This is a genomic window from Bradyrhizobium sp. CIR18 (assembly GCF_014198295.1).
In the GTDB taxonomy this organism is placed as follows: domain Bacteria; phylum Pseudomonadota; class Alphaproteobacteria; order Rhizobiales; family Xanthobacteraceae; genus Bradyrhizobium.
This window is the reverse complement of the sequence record NZ_JACIHF010000013.1, coordinates 173,632-194,984: the sequence shown is the minus strand read 5'-3', so window position 1 is coordinate 194,984 and position 21,353 is coordinate 173,632. Positions and strand designations below refer to the sequence as shown.

11 protein-coding genes and 1 pseudogene are annotated in these 21,353 nt (G+C 57.0%); 8 read left to right on the top strand and 4 right to left on the bottom strand.

Features of this window, described 5'->3' with window-relative positions; genetic code table 11:
- Positions 1-337 precede the first annotated feature (337 nt).
- The 4 genes from GGD65_RS31070 to GGD65_RS31055 all read left to right on the top strand — a co-directional run bounded on the left by GGD65_RS31070 (position 338) and on the right by GGD65_RS31055 (position 6,031).
- Complete coding sequence (locus GGD65_RS31070) at positions 338-1,405, top strand: LLM class flavin-dependent oxidoreductase (RefSeq protein WP_183237740.1); 1,068 nt, start codon at positions 338-340, stop codon at positions 1,403-1,405.
- Positions 1,406-3,156: 1,751 nt separating this feature from the next.
- Entirely contained in the window at positions 3,157-3,534 is a 378-nt protein-coding gene (locus GGD65_RS31065) for a NolY (protein ID WP_183237739.1), read from the top strand.
- Between the two features lie 669 nt (positions 3,535-4,203).
- Positions 4,204-4,476, top strand: coding sequence for a hypothetical protein (locus GGD65_RS31060; protein WP_183237738.1), 273 nt, complete (start codon positions 4,204-4,206; stop codon positions 4,474-4,476).
- 829 nt (positions 4,477-5,305) lie between these two features.
- Positions 5,306-6,031: an outer membrane protein gene (locus GGD65_RS31055; RefSeq protein WP_183237737.1), complete on the top strand. Its 726-nt coding sequence runs from the start codon at positions 5,306-5,308 to the stop codon at positions 6,029-6,031.
- 353 nt (positions 6,032-6,384) lie between these two features.
- Here GGD65_RS31055 and GGD65_RS31050 read toward each other — a convergent pair whose 3' ends face one another.
- A complete protein-coding gene (locus GGD65_RS31050) occupies positions 6,385-7,110 on the bottom strand; it encodes a LuxR family transcriptional regulator (RefSeq protein WP_183237771.1) in 726 nt (241 codons plus the stop codon).
- Between the two features lie 468 nt (positions 7,111-7,578).
- Positions 7,579-7,818 carry a hypothetical protein gene (locus tag GGD65_RS31045; RefSeq protein ID WP_183237736.1) on the bottom strand — a complete coding sequence of 80 codons (240 nt, stop codon included), beginning with the start codon at positions 7,816-7,818 and terminating at the stop codon, positions 7,579-7,581.
- Between the two features lie 641 nt (positions 7,819-8,459).
- Here GGD65_RS31045 and GGD65_RS31040 point away from each other — a divergent pair.
- Together GGD65_RS31040 and hemN are read left to right on the top strand one after the other, a co-directional pair.
- Entirely contained in the window at positions 8,460-9,176 is a 717-nt protein-coding gene (locus GGD65_RS31040; RefSeq protein ID WP_183237735.1) for a sulfite exporter TauE/SafE family protein, read from the top strand.
- 1,925 nt (positions 9,177-11,101) lie between these two features.
- Entirely contained in the window at positions 11,102-12,439 is a 1,338-nt protein-coding gene (gene hemN, locus GGD65_RS31035; protein WP_183237734.1) for an oxygen-independent coproporphyrinogen III oxidase, read from the top strand.
- Positions 12,440-12,864: 425 nt separating this feature from the next.
- Here hemN and GGD65_RS31030 read toward each other — a convergent pair whose 3' ends face one another.
- Positions 12,865-13,431 carry a hypothetical protein gene (locus GGD65_RS31030; RefSeq protein ID WP_246783459.1) on the bottom strand — a complete coding sequence of 189 codons (567 nt, stop codon included), beginning with the start codon at positions 13,429-13,431 and terminating at the stop codon, positions 12,865-12,867.
- Positions 13,432-14,662: 1,231 nt separating this feature from the next.
- On the opposite strand from GGD65_RS31030, the gene GGD65_RS31025 reads away from it, so the two are divergent.
- Positions 14,663-16,066, top strand: a complete 1,404-nt coding sequence (locus GGD65_RS31025) for a carbohydrate porin (RefSeq protein ID WP_246783458.1) — start codon at positions 14,663-14,665, stop codon at positions 16,064-16,066.
- A 320-nt stretch (positions 16,067-16,386) separates the two neighbouring features.
- Complete coding sequence (locus GGD65_RS31020) at positions 16,387-18,726, top strand: hypothetical protein (RefSeq protein ID WP_183237732.1); 2,340 nt, start codon at positions 16,387-16,389, stop codon at positions 18,724-18,726.
- Between the two features lie 1,049 nt (positions 18,727-19,775).
- Here the strand turns inward: GGD65_RS31020 and nolL are convergent.
- Positions 19,776-20,812 (bottom strand): annotated as a pseudogene (gene nolL / locus GGD65_RS41025) (nodulation factor fucose acetyltransferase NolL).
- Positions 20,813-21,353 lie beyond the last annotated feature (541 nt).

Genomic DNA, 21,353 nt, shown 5'->3' with positions numbered 1-21,353 from the left:
GCAGAGCTACCCGATGTCGACCTGAAGGAGACGCTACGTCCGATGATAGACAAATAGTAGCCGTGCGGAGCTGATCTGGCTCGCAGGCACAGGACCTCTGAAGCGGCTAACGATGCTTCTGGTCGAGCACATGCTCGCCGTGGAGGCGCTTCGGGAACGTCTATCAAGGGTGCGCCCGGACCGCGATTTGCGCATTCTCGTGACCACTCTCATTGTGCAAGCTCAGATCCACGCCCCCAAAGAGGAGCGGCCTAAGCGGTCGAATGACGAACGAGACCTCTTTGAGTGCGACGGCATGAAGCAACAGCCATCTGACCCATAACCGGAGATTGATCGAGTGAAGAGTGGCCTTCCTTCAAGACTAAGGTGCGGCATTTTCGACCATTTGGATGACGACGGCCGAGATGCCGCACGACAATATGAAGATCGTCTCAAGCTGATCGAGGTCTGCGACTCGCTCGGCTTCTACGCTTATCACCTGGCCGAACACCACTGCACACCTCATGGCAGAGGGCCCTCGCCGAACCTGTTTCTATCGAGCGTCGCGCAGCGCACCCGGCGATTACGCTTCGGTCCGCTCGTCCTGTTGCTCAACCTTTATCATCCATTGCGCGTATTCGAGGAAATCTGCATGCTTGACCAATTGAGCGGCGGCAGGCTCGAGGTCGGGATAGGCCGGGGCTCACAGCCGATTGAATGGGGCTTCTTCGGCATCAGTGCAGACGCCGCACCAAGCCGTTATACGGAAGCCAGTGAAATCCTGAATATTGCGCTGAAGGGACATACGTTATCTTATCAGGGACGCCACTTCGAGTTGAGCGAAATACCCTTAACGTTGAGGCCTCATCAACGTCCATATCCGCCTACCTGGATCGCGAGCAATCGGGCTGAGTCGGCGCAGTGGGCCGCTGTAAATGGCGCCAATCTGGCGTGCATAGGCCCGGCCCGTGTTGTCCGGAACGTTACGGACGCCTACCGCTCCCATCGAGCCCTCGATACAGCCGCACACGGCCGCGAGCCATTTCTCGGGCTGGCCCGCATGGTCGTAATTGCGAAGTCTGATCGGGACGCTCATGCGGCGGCCGAAACTGCGTATCGGCGATGGCTGGAAAGCTTTAAGTTCCTTTACGAGCGGAACGACATTCCGACGCCGCCCGCCCTTCCGCTGACCTTCGATGCGGCGCTTGAGAGCGAATTGTGCGTCGTTGGAACGCCGGCCTCCGTCCGACAGCTCCTTCTTCAGCAGATGGAAGTGGCAGGTGCCAACTACTTGCTTTGCCAGCTTGCATTCGGAAACCTTCCGCTGGAGATTTCGCTGTACACCGCAACCGCAATCAAAGCTGAAATTCTCGATAGCTTTGGCGGACAAAGTCTGGATTTGGGAGATCGTACGCTTGGCAAGTAGACCGACGCACTGAGGTTATCCGAAGCTGTTGTTGGTCGTCGTTTGCCCTGGGCGCAAAGCCGATCGTCAGCCTCAATGGCACTGATCGAGCCGTTGACTTTTCTGACTGCGCTTCTTCTGACTCGGACCCATGAGACGCTGCTTTCGAACGGAATTCTTCGTTGTGAGGGCGCCCTGCGACCTTTCCTCCTTCTCAATGATGTTCGGTTATCAACGAATCGGCAGGCTCGCCTAAAAGGCCCTAAGCTTACTGCACCAAGACGGCAGGGAAAAACCAACTGACCCGCTTTTCGATGTAAGAGATGAGATTACGCGCGTGCGCGATCCACGAACTGGATGCATCCCATCAACACTTTCGATTTTACCAATTTCGGCCAAATACCTCATAAGTCAGTGGCCGGTTTCCGGAAAGCACGTTTCACGAATGTCGTGTGAGCAATGGACCCTTTTTGCTTTCAGCATAGTCGCAGGCCGATTCAAGGTTCTCGTGGCTGCATCGCCAACGAGTCCCATCAATCTTTGGAATCGACGCACGTGCGGCGCAAATGTGGTCGGATTGCTAATCGCCACGTCAGGCACATGATCTATCACGCCGGCGCCTCCCCCTTTGCAATCATATTAAGGCCCTACACGAAGATCGACTCTCACGCACACCACTTGGCCAAGGTAAATGCGTGCGCTGCATAGAATTGGGGCAGGCGAACGGCCCTCTACACCGGTGCGGGCTGGGCTTTTTGCCCTTACCAGGCGGGCGCCGCCTACAATCCGACGCTGTCGCGGCCTTCAAACAAAGCAGTGCGGTCGGCTATCTGACCCCGCTAAGTGCAAGCCGCATATCGTCCCGCCAGGACGAGGCACTGACGTCGATCGGTGTGATGAGACCAGCCTCGCGATCTTACCGCCCGCCCCTGTACGTCGTGTGATCGTGGATTCTCACTCTGCTCGCGTCCTCAGTCTTCGCCGGCTGGCGGCTTCCACACCCATTTCCTACAAACTGACGTCACCCTATCTCGTTCTATGCGCCGGCGCTCTTCGACCATACCCCGGCGCGGTTATCCCTTCTCAGCAATCCTTACATCACCGTCGCAACGAGGGGGGGAGGTGCGCGATCTGCCGGACTTGTCTCTTGGCGCGCCCCCCCTCCAGGAGCCCATCCGCACCCTCACCGGGCCAGGCATCGCCTGTCAACGAATGCAGAGAGAAACCGCAGACGTATGTGGCGGATGTTGTTTCTGGGTTGCCTGGCATGGGCTGGGAATTAATTTTCTGGCACGATGAGGAGACCGGTCTGGACCAGTTGACGGCGCGCCTTCAGCAACAGCTTCGTCCAGCGCCAAGCGCTCTTTACTGCATTCTGCCTGGCGAGACCTCCGGTTACGTCTCGAGCGCTATGTCAGGCGGCACGCAACCCGGCAGCAGTTCGGGCCGCACTTCTCGACTTGCCGTCATCAGCGGTGTCCCCGCTGGCTGGAGTCGCTACCACCGTCCGACGCGCTGGACCGGCTCGACGGTCGAAACAAATGACGGGCCATCTACAACGCAGTTCGCAGCGCTTTATAGTCGATTCCGCCTTTGCGGTCCTTTCGCGGCGCATGCCTGCCACCCTCTCCCTACGGCGACCGTGCGTGCGCGCCTTGCCTTGTGCAGCACCCATTCGTTCTATCGCCGCGTCTTGCGTCTCGCGAACGGGAAAGCACGACACAACCGTTACTCAGCCTGCTGCCTGCATTCAACTACTTTGGAGCAACACCGTGGAACTTGACCCTGCCAATTCACGCTCAGAGAACCTCGAGGATCGCATCGACCTGCAACTCGACATCGTGGCCGCCCTCATACGCGAAGAAGGCAACGAGCTCGAAGCGATCCGACTGCTAAACGCCCTGACAAACCAAATGATTACGGCGGAACTGGAGCTCGGCCAGCTCGGCGATACGAGAACCAGAGGCCGCGCCGGCGACCGGCAAACGACGCGACTGTCGCGAGACCGTGGCGTTTACTACCCAGAAGACCTTCAGGTTCTGGGACGCCTTCTCGATCAGGCCGTGGCCGCATTACCGGCAGATCTCCGAACACCCGCCAACCAAATGAGGATCGCGAAACTAATTCTGTCACGTGCAGCAGCGGACTGAGATTTCATTTTTGGCTTTTTCTGCGGCTGTTGGCGCTTATCGAACGTTTATCGCTGGGCTGAGTGCTACGGCCGTACGTACCAGAGATCGACGACTTGGCGTTTATGGGCTCACCGTCCCGTAAGCGCGCCGGTTCCGCTGGCTTTTCGATATCACAACTGTTCACCACCATGCTCGAAAGCTAGAGGCCGCGGGGTCAAGCAAAGGACGAGTCCCGGCGGACACATGTCAGAAAGCAAACAAGCAGTAGCTGGAAAACGCCACAGGTTTCCAGAAGCGCTTCTGGGCTGAGACTGCGAAAGGAGCCGAACGATCCATTTTTCATCGATGTTCGGCTTTAGTCGTGATTGGCATGGGCCGATCTTCCGATTGCAGGAAGAAGAGCCCCTCGCCCGATACCGAGCAACAAGAGCACTTCGGCAACGAAGCCGCGCGAACAATGCGAGCTGGTGTCAACCGCCTCAGAATTATTCGAATTGCGCCTGGTAATACGACATTTGGGGTCATCGTAACTTCAACAAACATCTATAAATTTATTGAAGCATCGAGAGCAGCTCGATGTCCGAGCGTACTGCGGCTCTGATGTCTTACTTGCTGGGACAAGCCACAGACTCTCGGTTTGCTTTTGAGAAGGTACTTCCTTGTATCAGGAAGTCGTGGAGTGTTGAGATGGATCAGTTGTTATCCGAGCAAGTGCAGATGCAAGATGCTATCGTGAGCGTCGCATTGGACAAAGCCTGGCGCTTTGTTGAGAAGGATCCGTTGCTGGCGCATAATCGCAAGACGGTCCTCCATAGCCGGTTGTGCACTTTCCTTGAGTCTTCGATCAGGAAGGGTGAACGGAATACTTTGAATCTGGCTAACGAGGCGATACGCAGCTTGCGGGCTGAACTGGCGCCGTCAACCGAGCAACAAGGCGCTTTAAGCTCTATTGCCACATGAGTTTGGCTTGTTAAGGCACTTGGGGACCTTATGCAGCGGGAAAACAACCGGGGCAGAACGTGGTGGAGCTGACCTTAATCCACTCATGTTCAGCCTCGCCGCTGACGAGCACGTTCGACGACTTTCGCCTATGCAGCTCTTCTGGTGACCCCAGGCCAGTCACAGAGCAAGTCGGCGGAGGCGGGACAGCCGCGCTAATGTTCGCTGGCACCAGGAAAAGCCATACCGTTTCCTCTCCTGCCCCTTGGCTCGGCACGAGCTTGCGCAAGTTCAAGCAAGAGCCTCGTTAAGCACAGCCGCATCGGCTTCTTGACATTCGTCGATCGACGCCGAGGTTGAGGAACATCGAGCTACACTAGCGATAGGTCCTGAGAGAAGCGATCCAGGCCTGTGATCGATCATCGCAGCATCGCTCACGGCAGCACGGCGTCCTACCGTAAGATTTAGCTTGCACGCAGGAGGCGCGTGCTCGATCAGCGGTCTTCATTTGGCGAACTCTCTGAAAAGCGAGCATGCACGGGACGTGTTGGCGCAGCCTGGCTTTGTCACTAGTCAGCGACAGAGGAAGCCAAACAGCTCGCTGCCTTGCCTCCTGTTACAGGCCATCACAAACGGATCGTATTCAAAGAAGCATCTGCGCGAAGGACCAGTGTCGGGCCGCAGCATTGCGGTCGAGGCAGTGCATGGCAAGTTGCGCGCTCCACAATCTGACGCGGCGTGCGATTGGACCCATTTCTTTCGAAGACATGTTGTGCGGCAGTTACAGCAATTCGCGTTCATATTGTTAAACGCACGGCGCCGGGGGGCACCGAAAGGAAACGACACTCGAATGAAAACGATTCTGATTCTGACTGCAACCATCGGCGCACTCAGTGCGGCCGCCCCCTCGTTCGGCACGGACTTGGCGGGGCAACCTGTCAAGGTCAAGGCGGCACCGCCGCCGGTCGCAGCCCCGATTATCGACTGGTCCGGCTACTATATCGGTGTCAATGGCGGTTGGGGAACGAGCCACAATTGCTGGGATTTCAATGGCGTCACTCCCGAGGGCTGCCATAATTCGACTGGCGGGACCATTGGCGGTCAGATTGGCTATCGTTGGCAGATCTTCAACATGGTCTACGGCATCGAAGGTCAGGGCAACTGGGCCGACTTCAGCGGCTCCAATGTCAGCACCGCCTTTCCGGCAAACGCCGTTGGCACCACGACAGACGCATTCGGTCTACTCACGGGGCATATCGGCTACGCGTTCAATGCCGTCCTACTTTACGGAAAGGGTGGTGCTGCGGTGACCAGCAACACCTATCACCTCAACTCGGTAGCTTCTCGCACCGAGCTTGCCAACAGCAATGATGTGCGTTGGGGTGGCCTGCTGGGCGCAGGTGCCGAAGTCAGCCTCACGCCGAATTGGTCAGCTGGCGTCGAGTATAACCACTTGTTCATGCAGCGCAGCAACTTAAGCTTCACAGGGTTTCTCGGCACGGACCGCGCCCACCAGGACGTCGATCTCATCACGGCACGGCTCAATTACAAGTTTGGCTCACCCTTTGCCAAATAGAGACCTCCACGCGTTTGCGTGAATCGGGAGCCCCGACTGCGGTCGGGGCTCTTTCGTCAGATGCTCCTCTCCCCCGCGGCACCCCCTTCCCAGTTCCCAAGCACCAGGCCCGAGCTCGTCTAAGCATGGATCACCGACTGGATGGAACGACGCCGTTTGATTTCAACACTGGCGGACCAGGTCAGTCGACTCGACGTCTCATCGACGCTTATGGAGCTCCACAACCTCACGCGGCGTAGATTTCAGACTTGCTCCAAGGAGCTTTGTATCTGCGGTTTCGCTGAAAGTGCCATGCTGAACTTGCCAGAAGCTGGAATCCAGCGATTTGGCAATGGGTGCCCGTTCCTCACAATTCAAAGAACATTGAGGCGAAGCGCCATAACGACCGCTTGAATCCGGCTGGTCGCATCCAGCTTTCGCATCGCATTTTTGATATGAAAATTGACTGTATTCTCGCTGATTTTCAAGATCTTCCCAATTTCCCATGACGATTTCCCCTCTGCCACCCACCGCAGGCAACTGATCTCCCGCTCCGATAGTGCAACTTTTCTTTCGCAACCATTATCGCAGGGGCGAGCGATGTCGCCATAGGCGGTGTGAAACTGCCAGGCCAGCGCGTTGAGATGACCGATGCGGTCCTGAGGATCAGCCTCGTCGGACGCAGATGCAAACGACACCACAGATATCCGACCCAACGGGCCAAACAATGGCACGCTCATGCCATGCTTCAGCCCCGCCTCTTTCGCCTCGTCCAGTACGCGTTTTTCGTCCGGTTGAAGCTGATAGTGGTCGGCGAGTTGATCCCACAAAAAGGGGCGCGAAAGCATCGGCGTCCGCCGGACCACCGGATCTATATTATGGTACTTGCGCTTGAAGTACCGGTCGCACCAGTCTGGTGGCCACTTCACGGCCACGGTCGGGGGTGGATACTCCGCCAGCCGAAGTGGCTCAACAAAGTTGAGAGCGCCGTATGCGACTTCACTGAAGCCTTCCTTGGTGGCACAGCCTACAAGAAGCTCGAATAGCGCTCTGAGTGAATGAGTCTGGTTCGCGCATTCGGTGAAGCTAAAGAGGTCCATGATGGGCGCTTCAGTACGACGAGCGAGCTCCCCGTCATCGTGTTCGATTGCGCTTGTTTCCGGCGGAGCCAAATTCCAGTCCATGAGCTGAACTCGAGGGTTAGTTATTCGTGCAGTCTGCGCGCTCGCGCTGTGCCGGGCGCCATTCGCCGAATACGTTGCCCTGCCGCTGAATGCGCGGGCATGATCGCCTCAAACACCCGAGATAGCGCCATCATCCCTGCCTCCGAGGCTGAGCGGAGGTGATCGGTCCAGTTCGCCGGTAGCGCATTGGCCAAATCGGAGATCATCGCCCGTCATCCGTGTTGAAGGATTGTGCCATCGATACGAACCCAACGGTGTCGCGTTTGATGATGCCGGCACCGATAGAAGGTCCGCGGGTCCTGAACTGAGCTTCCAAACAGCTCCAGCGTTAAAGGCTTGGCTCTGTTGAGCTTGCATGGCGAGAAAACGCAGCCGAACGACGCTTTAGTCTGTCTCGAGGCCGACCACGACGAGATCCTGGGCTCTGATGTGCGCGATACAGCTAAGCTCGAGCGGCTTGGCGGCGCGGGACCCGACGAGCGTCCTGCCAGCATCCATTCTCTGCTTAGAGACGAAGACAACAGGAGAGTCATGTCTTTTCCCAATCTTGCGAATTGCCATCGCTAACCGTTCGCCGACTCTCTGCCGCGCGACGGCGGCGGCGACGCGATCGATGAGCAACACGGAACAGTCGAGGCAGAAGCCATACTCCTCGCATCATTGTGCGGCGTCTCATCGAATCCGTCCGGCAGGCTTGGCGCAAACGTACCGAACGTGCAGAAAGAGGCCACCTTAAAGGCGCAACAAGAGATACTCGTAACCGCGAGATCTGCTTGATGCGGAGGACACTTTGCATGCGCTTCTCCAGCAGGGAGAGGACCCGCGACAGACTAGCAAGTGTCATACCAACTGTTGATTTCACCAAAATCAAACGTCGCAGAAAGGGCTTCGAACGCGCTCCGTTGGTTGCGACGTAGGAGCGTCGAAGCATTTATGACATGCGCAGGAAAGGCGACAGCACCATTGCGAGGCGCGGCACCAGGTGAGTTACAGCAAGAAATGCGGCGGCCCCATCGAATGCCGCCCCCTTAGGGCCAAACGCAGCCCTATTCCAGCCCAGTCAAGTACCAAGGTTCGGCAATTGATGGGGCGGCCCAAACATGGCACTCGTTAAGGAACTTAAACTGACTGCACCTCCGGCCGGCGATTCCGGCGAAGCGCTTAGATCCGTCCGCAAGCAGAAACACAGTTAGACCGCACCTGATGAACGAATCATGATGGGCTCGGTGGAAAACGGCGAAGATCGTCGCCAAGATTGGTGAAGCATGGCTTCTCTGCTCTTCGCGATCATCTCACTGCTCTATGCGAGCGTTGGCCAGGCTGGTGGCACTGCATTCGTCTCGCTAATGGCATTTTTTGGTATGTCATCGACAGAGATGCGCCCGACGGCCCTTGGCCTCAACATTGTCGTCGCGACTTATTCTACGTGGCTCTTCAACCGCAACAAGGTCGTTGACTGGGCAATCCTGCGCCCGCTTCTCTTTTCGTCGATGCCAGCGTCGCTTGCCGGTGGCCTGATTGTGCTCGGGGATCACATGTACAAGACGCTGACGGGGCTCGTTCTTCTTCTGGCGAGCGCCGTGATGATCATGCAGCGGCGACGGGCTGCCGATCGTGTTCGCGAAACTCCACTCACGGCAAGCGTGAGCATTGGCGCGGCCCTTGGCCTGGTTTCCGGCCTGACCGGCGTGGGCGGCGGAGTGTTCCTCGCGCCGACGCTCATCACACTGAATTGGGCATCACCGAAGCAGACTGTCGCGTTATCACCACCTTTTATTCTGGCTAATTCCACCGTCGGCTTCGTCGGAGCTCTTTTCAGCGGCCAATTTCCCTCTCCGGATTTGGCTCTTTACGCTATCTCCGCGCTGGCGGGTGCGGTCGCTGGAACGATAGTCGGCCTGAACTGCCTGAACCCGGCAGGCATCAGATTTGTCCTCGTGGTGGTTCTGCTCGTTGCCGGGATCCAATTGGTTCTCGCTTGAAAGTCTCAACTCCCATCTTCCCTGGGATCGGCAGGAGATCCAGCACGGTCAGATCGAGGTGCAACATGATGGAGGCTGCAGCTTAAGTCTGGTCCGCGCGCCTTGACTAACCAACGCAACCACTAAAAGCTGTCGGGTCGAGCGACGATGGGGCGGATCACCTCGTGCATTCCAGCTGATGGTCATGAGCCGAGCGGTCCGTACCTAGTCACATCTCGTTCGCGCTTCCCATTTGGCGGGAGGGTCAATGTTGGCGGGGCACGCGAGCGGGATGAGGCGCACCTCCATCTCGTCTATGGCTTGCGCGGACCTCCAATCTGGGGCGCAGTAACACAGGAAGAAGAGCATCTGATGGGAGGCGATCGGGTACGCTCTCGCTACCCTGCGGATCGCGACAGGGGGCGCATTCGACTTCCTCAAGAGCGGTGGGGGCCAGGAAGATCTACTTCAATGTAGAACTGCAACGCCCCGCGCGTGTGTCGGTTACGTTCTCATGGAGAATGTCAGGGAAGATGATGTGCTGAGCGCCATAAAGTCGCAGGCAATTCGAGATGGCATGGATGCGAAGGCGCGGCAATGAGCCGCCTCGGCCACGAAGCCATCAAAATGTCGCGCGTGCTGCCTTTGCAGCCGCGCCAAAATAGTCATCCTTTTACCGGTCCCCGATGCGTTCGATGCCGTCGGCGTTGTACAACAGAGGTTGGGTGGGCTGCCCACTTCGACCGATCAAGCTGTTTGGCAGCTTGACGCCTGGCTAGGCTCAGCTCTCATTCGCGCGAGATGAGCTCCAGGTTCGATTGGCCTACCGAACCACAAACTTCCTCAATCCATTGTGAATGAACTGGGATGCCAGGATGCGAAGGCGATTTGCATGCAATGAACAGGTGCAAGATCTGCCAGCCGGCTCCTGCATGGACGGCTCCAGCTCGCAGCATCGAGAACCTAGTGACGGGATGGTCGAGGCCTGACCAGGCGGTCTATTTGAAACTGAGAGCTGCAGGTGCATCGCATCGATGCGACGCCAATGAAGGCTAACGGAATAGATATGCGCGATCTGGCAGGGATGGATAGCTCCAAAGGCGATGTTAAAAAGAAAACGCCCTAGTTGATGAAGCAGAATAGAAACTATTGGTCTCGTCCGATGCATCCGGCCGGGATTCGCTCTGCCATCAGCAACGTCCAAGTTGTTTTGAGTTCGTGAGCTGCATTAGAAAGCGACGAGAGGCCACTGAACCAAGGCGCCCCGACGCACTTGGCCGGGGGGCTGAAAGTGCGCTGGGGTCGCCCCAACATCATCAGTACATCCGTGATGATGCTTGTGGCAATGAGACAACCAGCGTGGCGGAATTGAGGCTTATGCGTTCGATGGTAGGGATTAAGAATTGTTTTCGTCGGCTGCGCTAAAGGACTTAAATCGCACGTCGCGTCACGTTGTGTATTGCGCTCCCCGCGCTCTCATCTAGCAAGCAACTTATCTTCCGTGTCACGCCGGCCTTGGACCGATGCATTCGTCGAACTCTGTGAGCAACCAATCGGCTTTGCTTGAAAAACCCGTTTTGAAGATCCAGCGGCAAGCTCAGCCGCTCCTGGTGAAACCTACAATTCCCTGTTTTCGTCGCAAAAATGACCTGGCCGTCAACGGGGGCGAAGCGACGCGCCCTCGGATGAGCGATTGATCGTTCGCGACAGCTCGTCGGGCACGTCTAGCCGCTTGAACCGTGCTCGCACGAGAAATTCATATCCTAAACGTCCAGATAATCGTCAACGAGCGGCTCTCACTCCCTCCCTGCGCCTAAGCCGGGTTGGCAGTAACATCGAAAACGGGACCGGATCTCAGAAGCCATTAGGCGGGTTTGACATAACGCAAAGACATTAGAGAGAGCATCGGTCAGCCTCATGCTGTTTGAGCATGGGAAAGCTAAGCCTTGCACACCTCTCTCCTTAACAAGTATTGCGATGCTCGCCTGCCTTGGTACACCATCTATCCAACCGCACCGGATTTCTCCGCGATGGTCGGTGTCCAGACTTGTGAGACGTGGCTGAGGCGGCTGCCGCCTGAGGAACCCGTATCGCTCTACATCCACGTTCCCTTCTGTCGCTCTATATGTTGGTATTGCGGCTTCCCTACAAGCCTCACTCGCGGCGAGCGACCGGTCCGCAATTACTTGGCGGCAGTGCGGGACGAGATAGGCTTGGTCGCAGAGCAAGTGCCGCGTGCTCTGCCGGTAAGCGACGTGCATTTCGGCGGCGGGACGCCGACCACCATTGCACCGAGCGATTTTCTCGCCTTGATGGAACTCCTGCGCCACCGCTTTGCATTCAGCAAATCAGCTACCATCGCGATAGAAATCGATCCACGTGGAGTCACGGCCGAGATGGTCGAAATGTTACAAGCGGCCGGGATCAGCCGCGCGAGCATCGGCGTGCAAAGCTTCGATCCGGTGGTTCAAAGGTCGGTCAACCGCGTGCAGAGCGAGGTGCTGACAGCTTCTGTCGTCGAAAGCCTACGCCAGCATGGGATAAGCCGCATCAATTTCGACCTTCTCTTCGGACTGCCGCATCAGACGGTGCGGTCCTGCGTGGACTCCGCGCGGACGGCTCTGGCCATGCGGCCAGACCGGCTTGCGGTTTTCGGCTATGCTCACGTCCCCTCCTATATGAAACGTCAGCGCCAGATCGATGAGACGGCGCTGCCGGATAATGTCGCCCGCGCTGAGCAAGCCGCGGCTATTGCAGATACGCTGGTCTCGGCCGGCTACCGCCAGATCGGGCTCGACCATTTCGCTCTGCCCAATGACGAGCTCGCGCTGGCGCAGAAAACTGGCCGGCTGCGCCGCAACTCCCTGGGTTATTCGGCTGATACCTGCAAAACCGTGATCGGCTTAGGTCCGTCAGCCATCGGCCGTCTGCGTGACGGTTACGTCCAGAACGAGATCGCAACCGCTTCCTATCACCAACACATTAAGGCTGGCCGTCTGGCAACCTCAAAAGGCTACTGTCTCACCGCCGAAGATTGCCTCCGCGCCGCAATCATCGAGCGTCTGATGTGCGATTTGCAGGCCGACGTACCTGCGATCTGTGCTGCTCACGGATTTGATCCGCTTCCTCTTCTCGATTCGGCCGACCGCCTGGGAATGCTTGCCGAAGACGGGATAGTGGAGATTGAAGAGGGATTCATTCGGGTCAAGCAGGAGCACCGGTTTGTCATTCGCGCCGTTGCTGCCGCGTTCGACACTTATCTCGACCGCATCCCTATTAACTAAGCCACGCATGTGAGCAGATCCCAAACCTCTAAGCTCTTCGCGGGGACGATCCGAAGAGGCGCCTCGGGCAGACAGGCAGATTTCGAAGAAGCAGCGGCGGTGTAATGAGACGAGCTTCCAGGTATAGTCTCAGAACTGGCGAGGGCTGATTAAAAAGGGAGCTGATCGCAAGGAGAGGCGCAGCGCGCTCAGCCGCTCAGGGCCACTGCTCGATCATGCGGAAAGTGCTCTGCGCCACCTGTCTTGGAGCGCGCGCGATGATAGACGGCCTCAGTGACATGCCCCTGGAGACGGCGGCCCGCACAAACTTCGGGTATTTGACGGCCGGAGGCAGCTTTGCGAAGCTACGGTCCACCTCATCTAGCACAGTTGACCACGCCTGCAGCGTCTCAGACCTCAAGGGTCGGCTGTCTTCGGTCCGGCGATCACTGGCGCGCCTCCGACTGTGGTTTGGACCGCCCGAAGCGTTTCCTGGTGACGCTCGAAGCAGCCCGGGCTGGCGACAAAGGAGGCTCTGACGCAGCAGAAGGGACAGGTGTTACACTCTGCAGCAAATCGATCCGCGAAGTCAGCATGGTGATCTGATCCAGGATCCCTTTGAGGTCATCCCGCTGGGCATTGATCCGGCTGTTGAGTACTGCGATCTCATCGTCAGTTTTCTGCTGTGCCCAGTTTATCTCAAACAAGGCTGCCCTGTCCTCCAGTGACAGGCTGATCGTTGAAGCGACGTCCCGGGCTTCCGGCGTCTCGACAAACGCTTCAAGGTTAGCCCAAAGCCAGACGCCAGCAGCACACGAGCTGACGAGGACAAGCGGGAGCACCAAAACCGGGAGAATTCGTCTTGACGGCCCGCGCAAGAGCGGCCGCAAGTCTGAAGCGGCCGCTTGATCAATCAAGTCCATTTTCCCTCGCCCAAGATCCCATTCCAGCAGGCTTGTTTTGTCGACGCCATAGGCTGCGATGCTCACGCGGCGAGCGTCGACGATAATCAATCTTGCCGAGCTTCCCGATCGGCTGCCCTGCTCCTATGAAACGCCACTTCTTGAGGAACGCAACGCGACAATTTGCGCGCGTTCTCCATGATAGCGTCACCAGCAAGCAACGGTATTCATCTTCGCCGGCGATGGCGCAGCATTTTTTCATCATTCAGAAGAACCCTGGAGATTTTCTTACCCCCGGCACGAATGCACACCGTTCACTCATTCCTGCAGTGTGTTCGATGGAGCCCCCCTCACGGCTTGCCGAGACCAGCAACTCCGCCGGGACGCGGCACGTAAGCGCCACGGCCAATCGGCTGAGCGGCAATGGCTGATTGGACCGGCAACCATTGCACTTGATCAACTACCAATTCCGGCAGGTTGTTCGAGATGACGGGCTCGTGGCAAGCGTGACCAACGAACGCCGTGCACGTCAAGGATTCGAATGCAAGACAGGTTGTGCCGCGCTCACGGCAGCCAGCAACTGTTCGCCGATACCTGCCAAAGCTGCTCGATGGCCGATTCCTCCGGACTCCTGGGCCGTCACGTTGGATGTTGTGGTGAGGTTGCCGCGCGCGCGACTTCAAGCCTGGCGGTTGTCTCGTGTTTCGCTGACAACGATACCGCTAAAGCGCTTCGTGAATCCAAGCCTCTTGCACGGCGAGCCTTGCTTTCCGGTAGCTGCCGTTTCGTCCAGAAAGCCGTCTTCGATGCAGATGCGCAACACCGCCAGACCCGCCCGACCCACAGTGAGCAGGGCGGACATTCGCAATGTTTGGTGGCCAGGACAGCATGCCCTCGCGCGCTCGTCGTGAGCATTTGCCGAAGCAGCGCCCTTCTCTGGCTCTCGGCGCACCGGCGTTATGCACCAGCAGAGTTTCGGACCAGATCATCATCGCGCCGCGTGCTGAGAGGTTCAGCAAGCCTGAGTGGTCCTCTTCGGATGGATCGTGTTCTGGCTCGTCCCCCTCGCCCTCGGACGCGAAAACGCCGGGACCTCACTCTGAGCCAATCAGGCCGCTGTTCAATCTATTCATGACCGGCAGACATGGACTCGAAGTACGCCATGCGCGATTGCCTTCTTGCGACGAGCTCGCCTCGGACAAATTCGGCTACGGCAGCACTTTCTTTCAATTTCAGACCAAGGGGAAGGCAATTTGGGCTTATTATCGCGCTTTCGCTAGCGGCTTGTCTGGTCGGCAATTCCGTACTGGGACAAACCGCGAGCGGACTTGATCCTAGTTCTATGGATCAGGCCAGCAAAAGAGCAAAGACCTCCGATCGGGCCGCAAGGCTCCGGATCAACCTGATCCGTCAGGCAATCCGCCCTCCTGCCCCGGCGCCAGCAGCAGGTCCCGGAGTGCCTTTTGAGAAGCGCGGCAATGCGGGCAGGGGTGCCCAGACGAGACCGCAAAAGACGATCGATCCCTTCGAAAGGTACGACAAGCTGCGTGAAAAAGGGTTGTGGTTCAACGTACCTGGCCCTGCGGACACGATTGGTCAGGACAAGGACGGCGTTAGATCGGCGCTCGCAGATGTCGGCATCGGCTACATCGGCTGGACGCACAACAGCTTTGTAAACAACCAGCTGCCGAATGCGGCCAGAAGCACTATCGCAAACCAGCTTTATATGGGCCAGAACCCGACCTTCGCGTCGGCAAGCTTCATGATCGTCACCTACGATCTCAGCCGGTTTGGCATTGCCGACGGACAGATTGTCGTGGGAGCCGAGCAGCAATACTGGACGTGGGATCGACCGGGACCAGATCGAGCGGGAATCAATACGCTCGCCTACTACCAGACTTTCTTCGACAGGACGCTAGAACTCAAACTTGGCTACCTCAGAAACCAAAATGAGTTCACCGGCACATTGTTCGGAGGGATTACAGGATCGAACATGTCTGCCTTGTTCCAGGGAGGGATGAGCACCAACGCTGCACCGACGCCGGCGGTCAACTTGAAGTACAATTTTGACGATCGCTTGTACAACAAGGTCTCCGTCCAGCGCTCAATCAGTCCAGATGGTGCCTATGCCCACATAACCGAGAATCCCGCTGGCTTGAACTGGAGCACGGCCAATGCGGGCATCCTTCTCGTTGACGAAGCCGGCTACAAGAGCAAGGCTGCTGCAGGCGTACCCGACACGTGGCTGCGGGCGGGCGTTGGTTTGAACAGTAGCCGCTACACGAATTTGGCGGATCCCAAGCAACAAAGGGAGAGCGGGAATAATTTTCACTACATCGCTGCGGACAGGCAGCTCTGGCAGATTGACGCGAGTGGGACGCCGTCTCGCGGCATCTATGGCGGCTTCTCCATCATGGGAGCTCCGCCTGTCCTCAACAAGATCAGCCAATATTACGAGCTTCGTCTTTATGCGAAAGGGCCCTTTGATAGCCGGCCCAGTGATCTGATTGCACTCGTTGCTAGCAAGACGAGCTGGAGCACATTTGCGGTGGATGCTGCCCTGGCTAAAGGCCAGCTTGCGCATCGTGATACCACGGCAATCACCGGAACATATACCGCCCATCTTGCTCCGGGAATATATGCAGGCGTGGGATTATCATACGTTCATAACCCCACAAGCATCACGCACACGCCCCAAACTGAACACGCGCTCAATCTTTTGGTATCTACGTTGATATTCTTCTGATCATCGCTAACGCCATTTTGGTCCATCATCTCGTGCCGCATGGGACTTGAGCTTCGCGATCTTGTTGAAGGGACCGGCGCCAGACGAGCCCGTTAGGATCTAAGGGTGCGCCAGCTGTAAGAGCTTATGGACAAAAAGATGTCCTTGGATCCCAGGGAGGGTGAGGCGGATTGTTCAGAAGAGCCTGGTCCCGAACGCGGTCATTTCCGAGGTTGGCCACCGCGATTAACTCTCCGCCGCGGAACCATAGCCAGGTCAGGTTCTCGAAAGCTTGCCCGACTAGGCAGACCTGTTCAGTTGATCCTGGAGGTGAGGTTAGCGTGGACCTGCAAGATTTTGACCCGTTTAACGTGCCAGCTTGGTCGCAGGTGCAGCACGACGTCTCGCAAGAGCCGCAGACAAGCCAGGCCGGACAAGATGGCTTTGAGCAGCACTTGGCTGAGGCAAGGCAGGCCGAAGCCGCGCCCATCGGCGCTGGAGGCTCCTATCCACATCTATCTACAGAAGACCGCGACCTTATCGACAGGGCGATTGCTCAATATACGGCTCAGAAGAACCCACAACCGAACACGGTCAAGCTTTATACTCAGGCACTTCGTCGACTGGCGAATGATCTCCGCGCCCGTGGCGAAACGACTGATCTAAGGGACCACCAGTCCCTGGTTAATCACCTAGATACTTACTTTCCGAAAGACGCCCTCATGAAGACAGGCGTAAGCGTGCTTCGTGCTTATCATGATTCCGGTCATATGGTTTCTCGCGGGCGACCGCGCGCGCTCCCCTCAGCGAAAGACGCATCTAACGATGGCCAGCAATCCCCGGACGAAGCGATGGATGCACGTGCCCGGAGCAATCTTCTGGCAAGCGAGGAGGCCCCCATCAATCATGAACATGACGCAGCTCAATCGAGAGCAGCGAAAAGACAGAGGACGCTGAACGATCTGGAAGAAGTTCTGGTATATCGGAAACCGAGCGCAAGCGCCGCTTCAGGAGGAAGTGGCGGAGCAATGCCGGTCGCCTCAACGGGCGTCATAATCCGGGGGCAGTGGGACAGGCGGCCTCTTTATCCCGAGGATGCTGCCGATATCTTCAGGCTTGAGGAGGCGCTTATTGAGGGCGGGACGGCCGCCGTTACGGCGAAGCAGAATGCAGGTTCTCTTATTGGCTATAGCCGTTGGCTCTTCGCAAAAAACAAACCAAGCATTGTTGCTCGGCTAGACGGCAAATCGCTGAGCGATGGCAGTGACGTGCGCGAGTTCAGCGGTGCCTCTAATAGCAACAGACTCGTTAAGGCATTAGAGCATCTGCGGACCTTTCGGTCGACGGGCGTAGTGGTGCCCATCGTGCGTCCGGGGCGCACTCGCGCCAAGCTCAATCCTCCCAACGTGCCTCCAATCAATCCTGAAACCGCGTCACTGACGGACCCAATACGCATCGACGCCGCCGCTGCGCAGCACCGCGCGTTGCAGGAAGCTAAGCGGCAAGAGGAGCATCAGGAGGTGCAGGAAAATCTACCCGTCCCGTTGGCGTCGGCTCTCCTCCAAGGACAGGTCGCGGTCGATCCAGAGCAGCTTCCTCAGGAGCACCTTCGGCGCGGACTGGATCATCTTGATGACGAAGCCATCCCTTTGCCAGTTCCCGTCCGTTCAGAGGAGGAGCTTCAACGACTGGAAAAGAACTTGCACGACGAACTTCAGGGACGATTGGAGGATCACGCAGCGCCTTCGTTCTTCATGGATCCGCAGGAGTTTACTTTCGATCCAGACCAGTTCTCTCCAGCGAAGTTTCGGCGACTGCTCGAGGATGAAGACGCACAGGAGGTTACCGAGGGGCGAGATGATCGACCCGCCACCTCGGCTTTCGTCCAAGAGCAAGTCGCATCCGATTCAGAGCAGCTCCCTCAGGCAGATCTTCGGCGAGTACTGGATCATCTCGATGATCAACCCAGCGACTCGCCAATCTCCGTCCCTCCAGAGGAGCTGCGGCAACGGAAAAGGACTTGCACGACGCGCTTCACGGACGACGGGATGATCACTTCGCTCCTCCTGTTCCCATTGATTCAGAAGAATTTACTTTCGATCCAGGGTGGTTTCCTCCAGAGGAGCTTTGGCAACTGCTTGATGCTGAGTCCGCAGAGCAGCTACAGGAACACGATGATCAATTCGCCTCGCCGTCTCTTATCCAGGAGCAAGTCGCATTCGATTCAGAGCAGCTTCGTCAGGGGGAGCGTCGGCGAGTACTGGATCTTGTCGATAATCAACACGTCCCAGTCTCCGTGCCTTCCGAGGAGCTCCAGCAACTGGAAAAGGACTTACATGACGAGCTTCACGGACGACAGGATAATCACCTTGCCGCTCCAGCGTCTATTGATCAAGAAGACTTTGCTTTCGATCTGGAGCAATTCCCTCCAAGTGAGCTTCGGCGCATGCTTGATGATGAATAAGCAGAGGAGCTTTCGGAAAGCCGAGATGATCGACTCGCCCCGTCCGCTTTCATGCAAGGGCACATCGCGATACGGGGCACCGCCAACTTGTATCGCAAAGGACTCCAGCGAGCTTACCATGATTGATGGCAGCCTTGATCGACTACCTTCGTCTAAGCTGGTTGCCGATCTAGGAGAGACTCGAATGGCCAAACGCGCACGCATTTCGTCGCACTAACAAGAAGGACGGAAAGAACCCTCACGAAAGGATCACACACGTCAGCGGACTAAACCCCGACGGAACGCAGCGGAATCGATCCATCGATGATGGCAATCAAAGACATCGAGAGCGGCGAATGGGAGTGGTGTGAGCCACTCACCGGGCACTAGTACATCAAGACGACGGTGGACGGCATCCAACCCGACATGTCCTTTCGCTGCTCGTCGAGTGTCGCGGATGATCTCCGGTCCGCACGTTGAGCCCCCCTCTGGCAGCGCTCTCAATGGGGTCTGCCCGACAGGTAAGCCGGACGCCCTCCAGATACCAGTCAGCGCCTTGCGAGCGCGAAGGCCGAATGCGCTGGATGCCCATTGACGAACGCATCCTCGGGCAACCGCAAAAGGCGATTGCGTCGGCATTTGATGATGGCCCCGAGTGTCATCTGGTCAGCGCGTAATATCGGCCCCAGCCGCCTCAGCTCGGCCGGCGAACGCTTGTCCCGTTTATGATCACCGTCGACTTCGACCAAAGTGGAAGTTAGCGGCAACGTGATTCGACGCTTTGTCGGCCCTGAAAAGCGCTGTCCCTACCACGCGCCGCTAACTTGGGTGGGCTGCCTTGCCATAACAAAGCTACCACCTCGCCTTCCCGGGAGTGTCGTCAAGCTCCACGGGCTGCGAATTGTAGCGCCAAGAGCGCTCGTGGGATGCCTACCAGGATTGGTGGCTGGCCTTCACTTCATGAAGGAGCGCGATAAAGTGAGGTTTGGCCGCAGAAGATCGGCACAAGCACATCAAGATGACACCGTGCTTGCGAGCAGGTCGGCTGACTTCTCCCCAGCCTCATGCTCCTTCAATACGCGATAATCTGCTCTTCCGTGAACCTGGCGCGCTTCATTTGTCCGTCCTCTTCGGGCCGTCCTCTAACTCCTTCCGGAGCAAATACTCAGTCGCAGGTCAAATCTACGATGGTCTGCGAGAGCCTTTCCGACCAGACTTCGGTTACAGCTACTTATCGGCAGGGCTGGTTCGACAAACGAATGAGCGCGGTGGCACGCCGAGCATGAGCTAGGACAGACAAGGAATGTCGCGCACGGTCCAGCGAACCGCAAGCGCGACGGCAACAATCATTGCCCCGAGAAATGCAGCCGCGGCCGCCTTCGTCGTGGGGCTCCACAGTTCTCCATACTGTATCGAATCCATTAGACGGAATACCCTACCCTGGATCAAGTACAGCACCAGCGTGCTCGGTCCCAGTTTCGCGGCGATAAAGCGGACCACCCGATTTGAGCGCCCAATATTCCATTATCGAAGTAGGACCTCAATCATCACCGCTGAGGCAGCTGCGGAGCCAAGAAACATCAGAAGCACATTCTTTGCGGACTGCAAATCCTGGACCAAAGCGAGATTGTTGTAGACATAAGTGTCGTTGCGCCAGACCAGAAAGCACATCTTCGCCACCATTGAGGCAGACACAATCGAACGGCCCCTTAGAGCGCACTATGCTCGTCCACCGCTCTCTCGACTGCGCAAATGCGAATCCGAAGCAGAAAAACGGGTACGTATACTTTATGAGAGGGAATATGGAAAAGAGGTCAGAGGTGCGAGGACGACCAGAATGACCGATACCAAGAAGACCCAGGACGAGGAATGATTGAAGATCGAAATAGTTTTGGCGAGAAGAAAGCAAATGAACGCGGCCCAGACGAACCAGTATGCGCCGGCGAAATCATTCAGGAACTGCAAAACGTTGTCTGCTGCGCCCGCCGGTCGGGGAAACACGGTCAACTTTAATGTCTCCAGAAGAGAGCACCAAAACAGCATCGGCAACAGGAGCTGCATCGCACGATCGCTGATGGCTTTCGTGAAGGGCTTTCCCGTTAGCGCGCGGCAGGAAAGATAGCCGCTTATCGCCATAAAGAGAGGCATGTGGAACATGTAGATCCATTTGAAACTTGCCGAATCCCAAAACCCTTGAGGATATATTGGATCAGGTGGCCGACGATCACTAGAATAATGAGCACTCCTTTCGCGAAGTCCAAAGCGAGATCGCGATCGTGCGCTGTCTCAGGCATGACCTTTCCTGTTACATGATGTATCAACATCTCGCCACGCTTTTCCAATTAGCCGAATACATAGCTCGCGACAAATCGACCTGTCCGATGACGGCGGAGACAATCGCCGCTCGAGTCTGCACTCCAATAGCTGACTGTGCGATAAAGACCCAAAGGAAAGGGGAAACGAGCTAGACGATGGTTTATCGATTTCTTTCCACCAACCAATGAGCGGAAGAGCTGTTTGAAAGTCATCGCGAGGAGTCATCCCATAGCGTAATAACTGAACTGCGCATGAAGGCTTAACCGTATGCACGCTGCGAAGTAACACGCCCACCGAGGATTTTGGCCCATCGTTACGAAAGCATTCGTCAGCAAACCTTTGTCTGGTAGCCATGTTCTTAGTGCTTGTTCCCTCCGCTGCACTCCGCGCTGTGCTCCGTCGATGACAAATGCCCTCGATCTGCAGGGCTCGCTGAGCGAAGGTTTTCAAGACAAGAATTGGCGAGTTTTTGGGAAAGGATCAGGGATGCGGAAGGCAGCTTAGGGCCTGCACCAAATTCGTAGAATCCAATGAGCCTGCCTGGTTCTA

What these genes read in the sequence shown, in the direction of transcription:
- GGD65_RS31060 (WP_183237738.1), top strand. Translation starts at nt 4,204, where the DNA reads ATGGATCAGTTGTTATCCGAGCAAGTGCAGATGCAAGATGCTATCGTG.
- GGD65_RS31025 (WP_246783458.1), top strand. Translation starts at nt 14,663, where the DNA reads ATGGATCAGGCCAGCAAAAGAGCAAAGACCTCCGATCGGGCCGCAAGG.
- GGD65_RS31040 (WP_183237735.1), top strand. Translation starts at nt 8,460, where the DNA reads ATGGCTTCTCTGCTCTTCGCGATCATCTCACTGCTCTATGCGAGCGTT.
- GGD65_RS31050 (WP_183237771.1), bottom strand. Translation starts at nt 7,110, where the DNA reads ATGGACCTCTTTAGCTTCACCGAATGCGCGAACCAGACTCATTCACTC.
- GGD65_RS31055 (WP_183237737.1), top strand. Translation starts at nt 5,306, where the DNA reads ATGAAAACGATTCTGATTCTGACTGCAACCATCGGCGCACTCAGTGCG.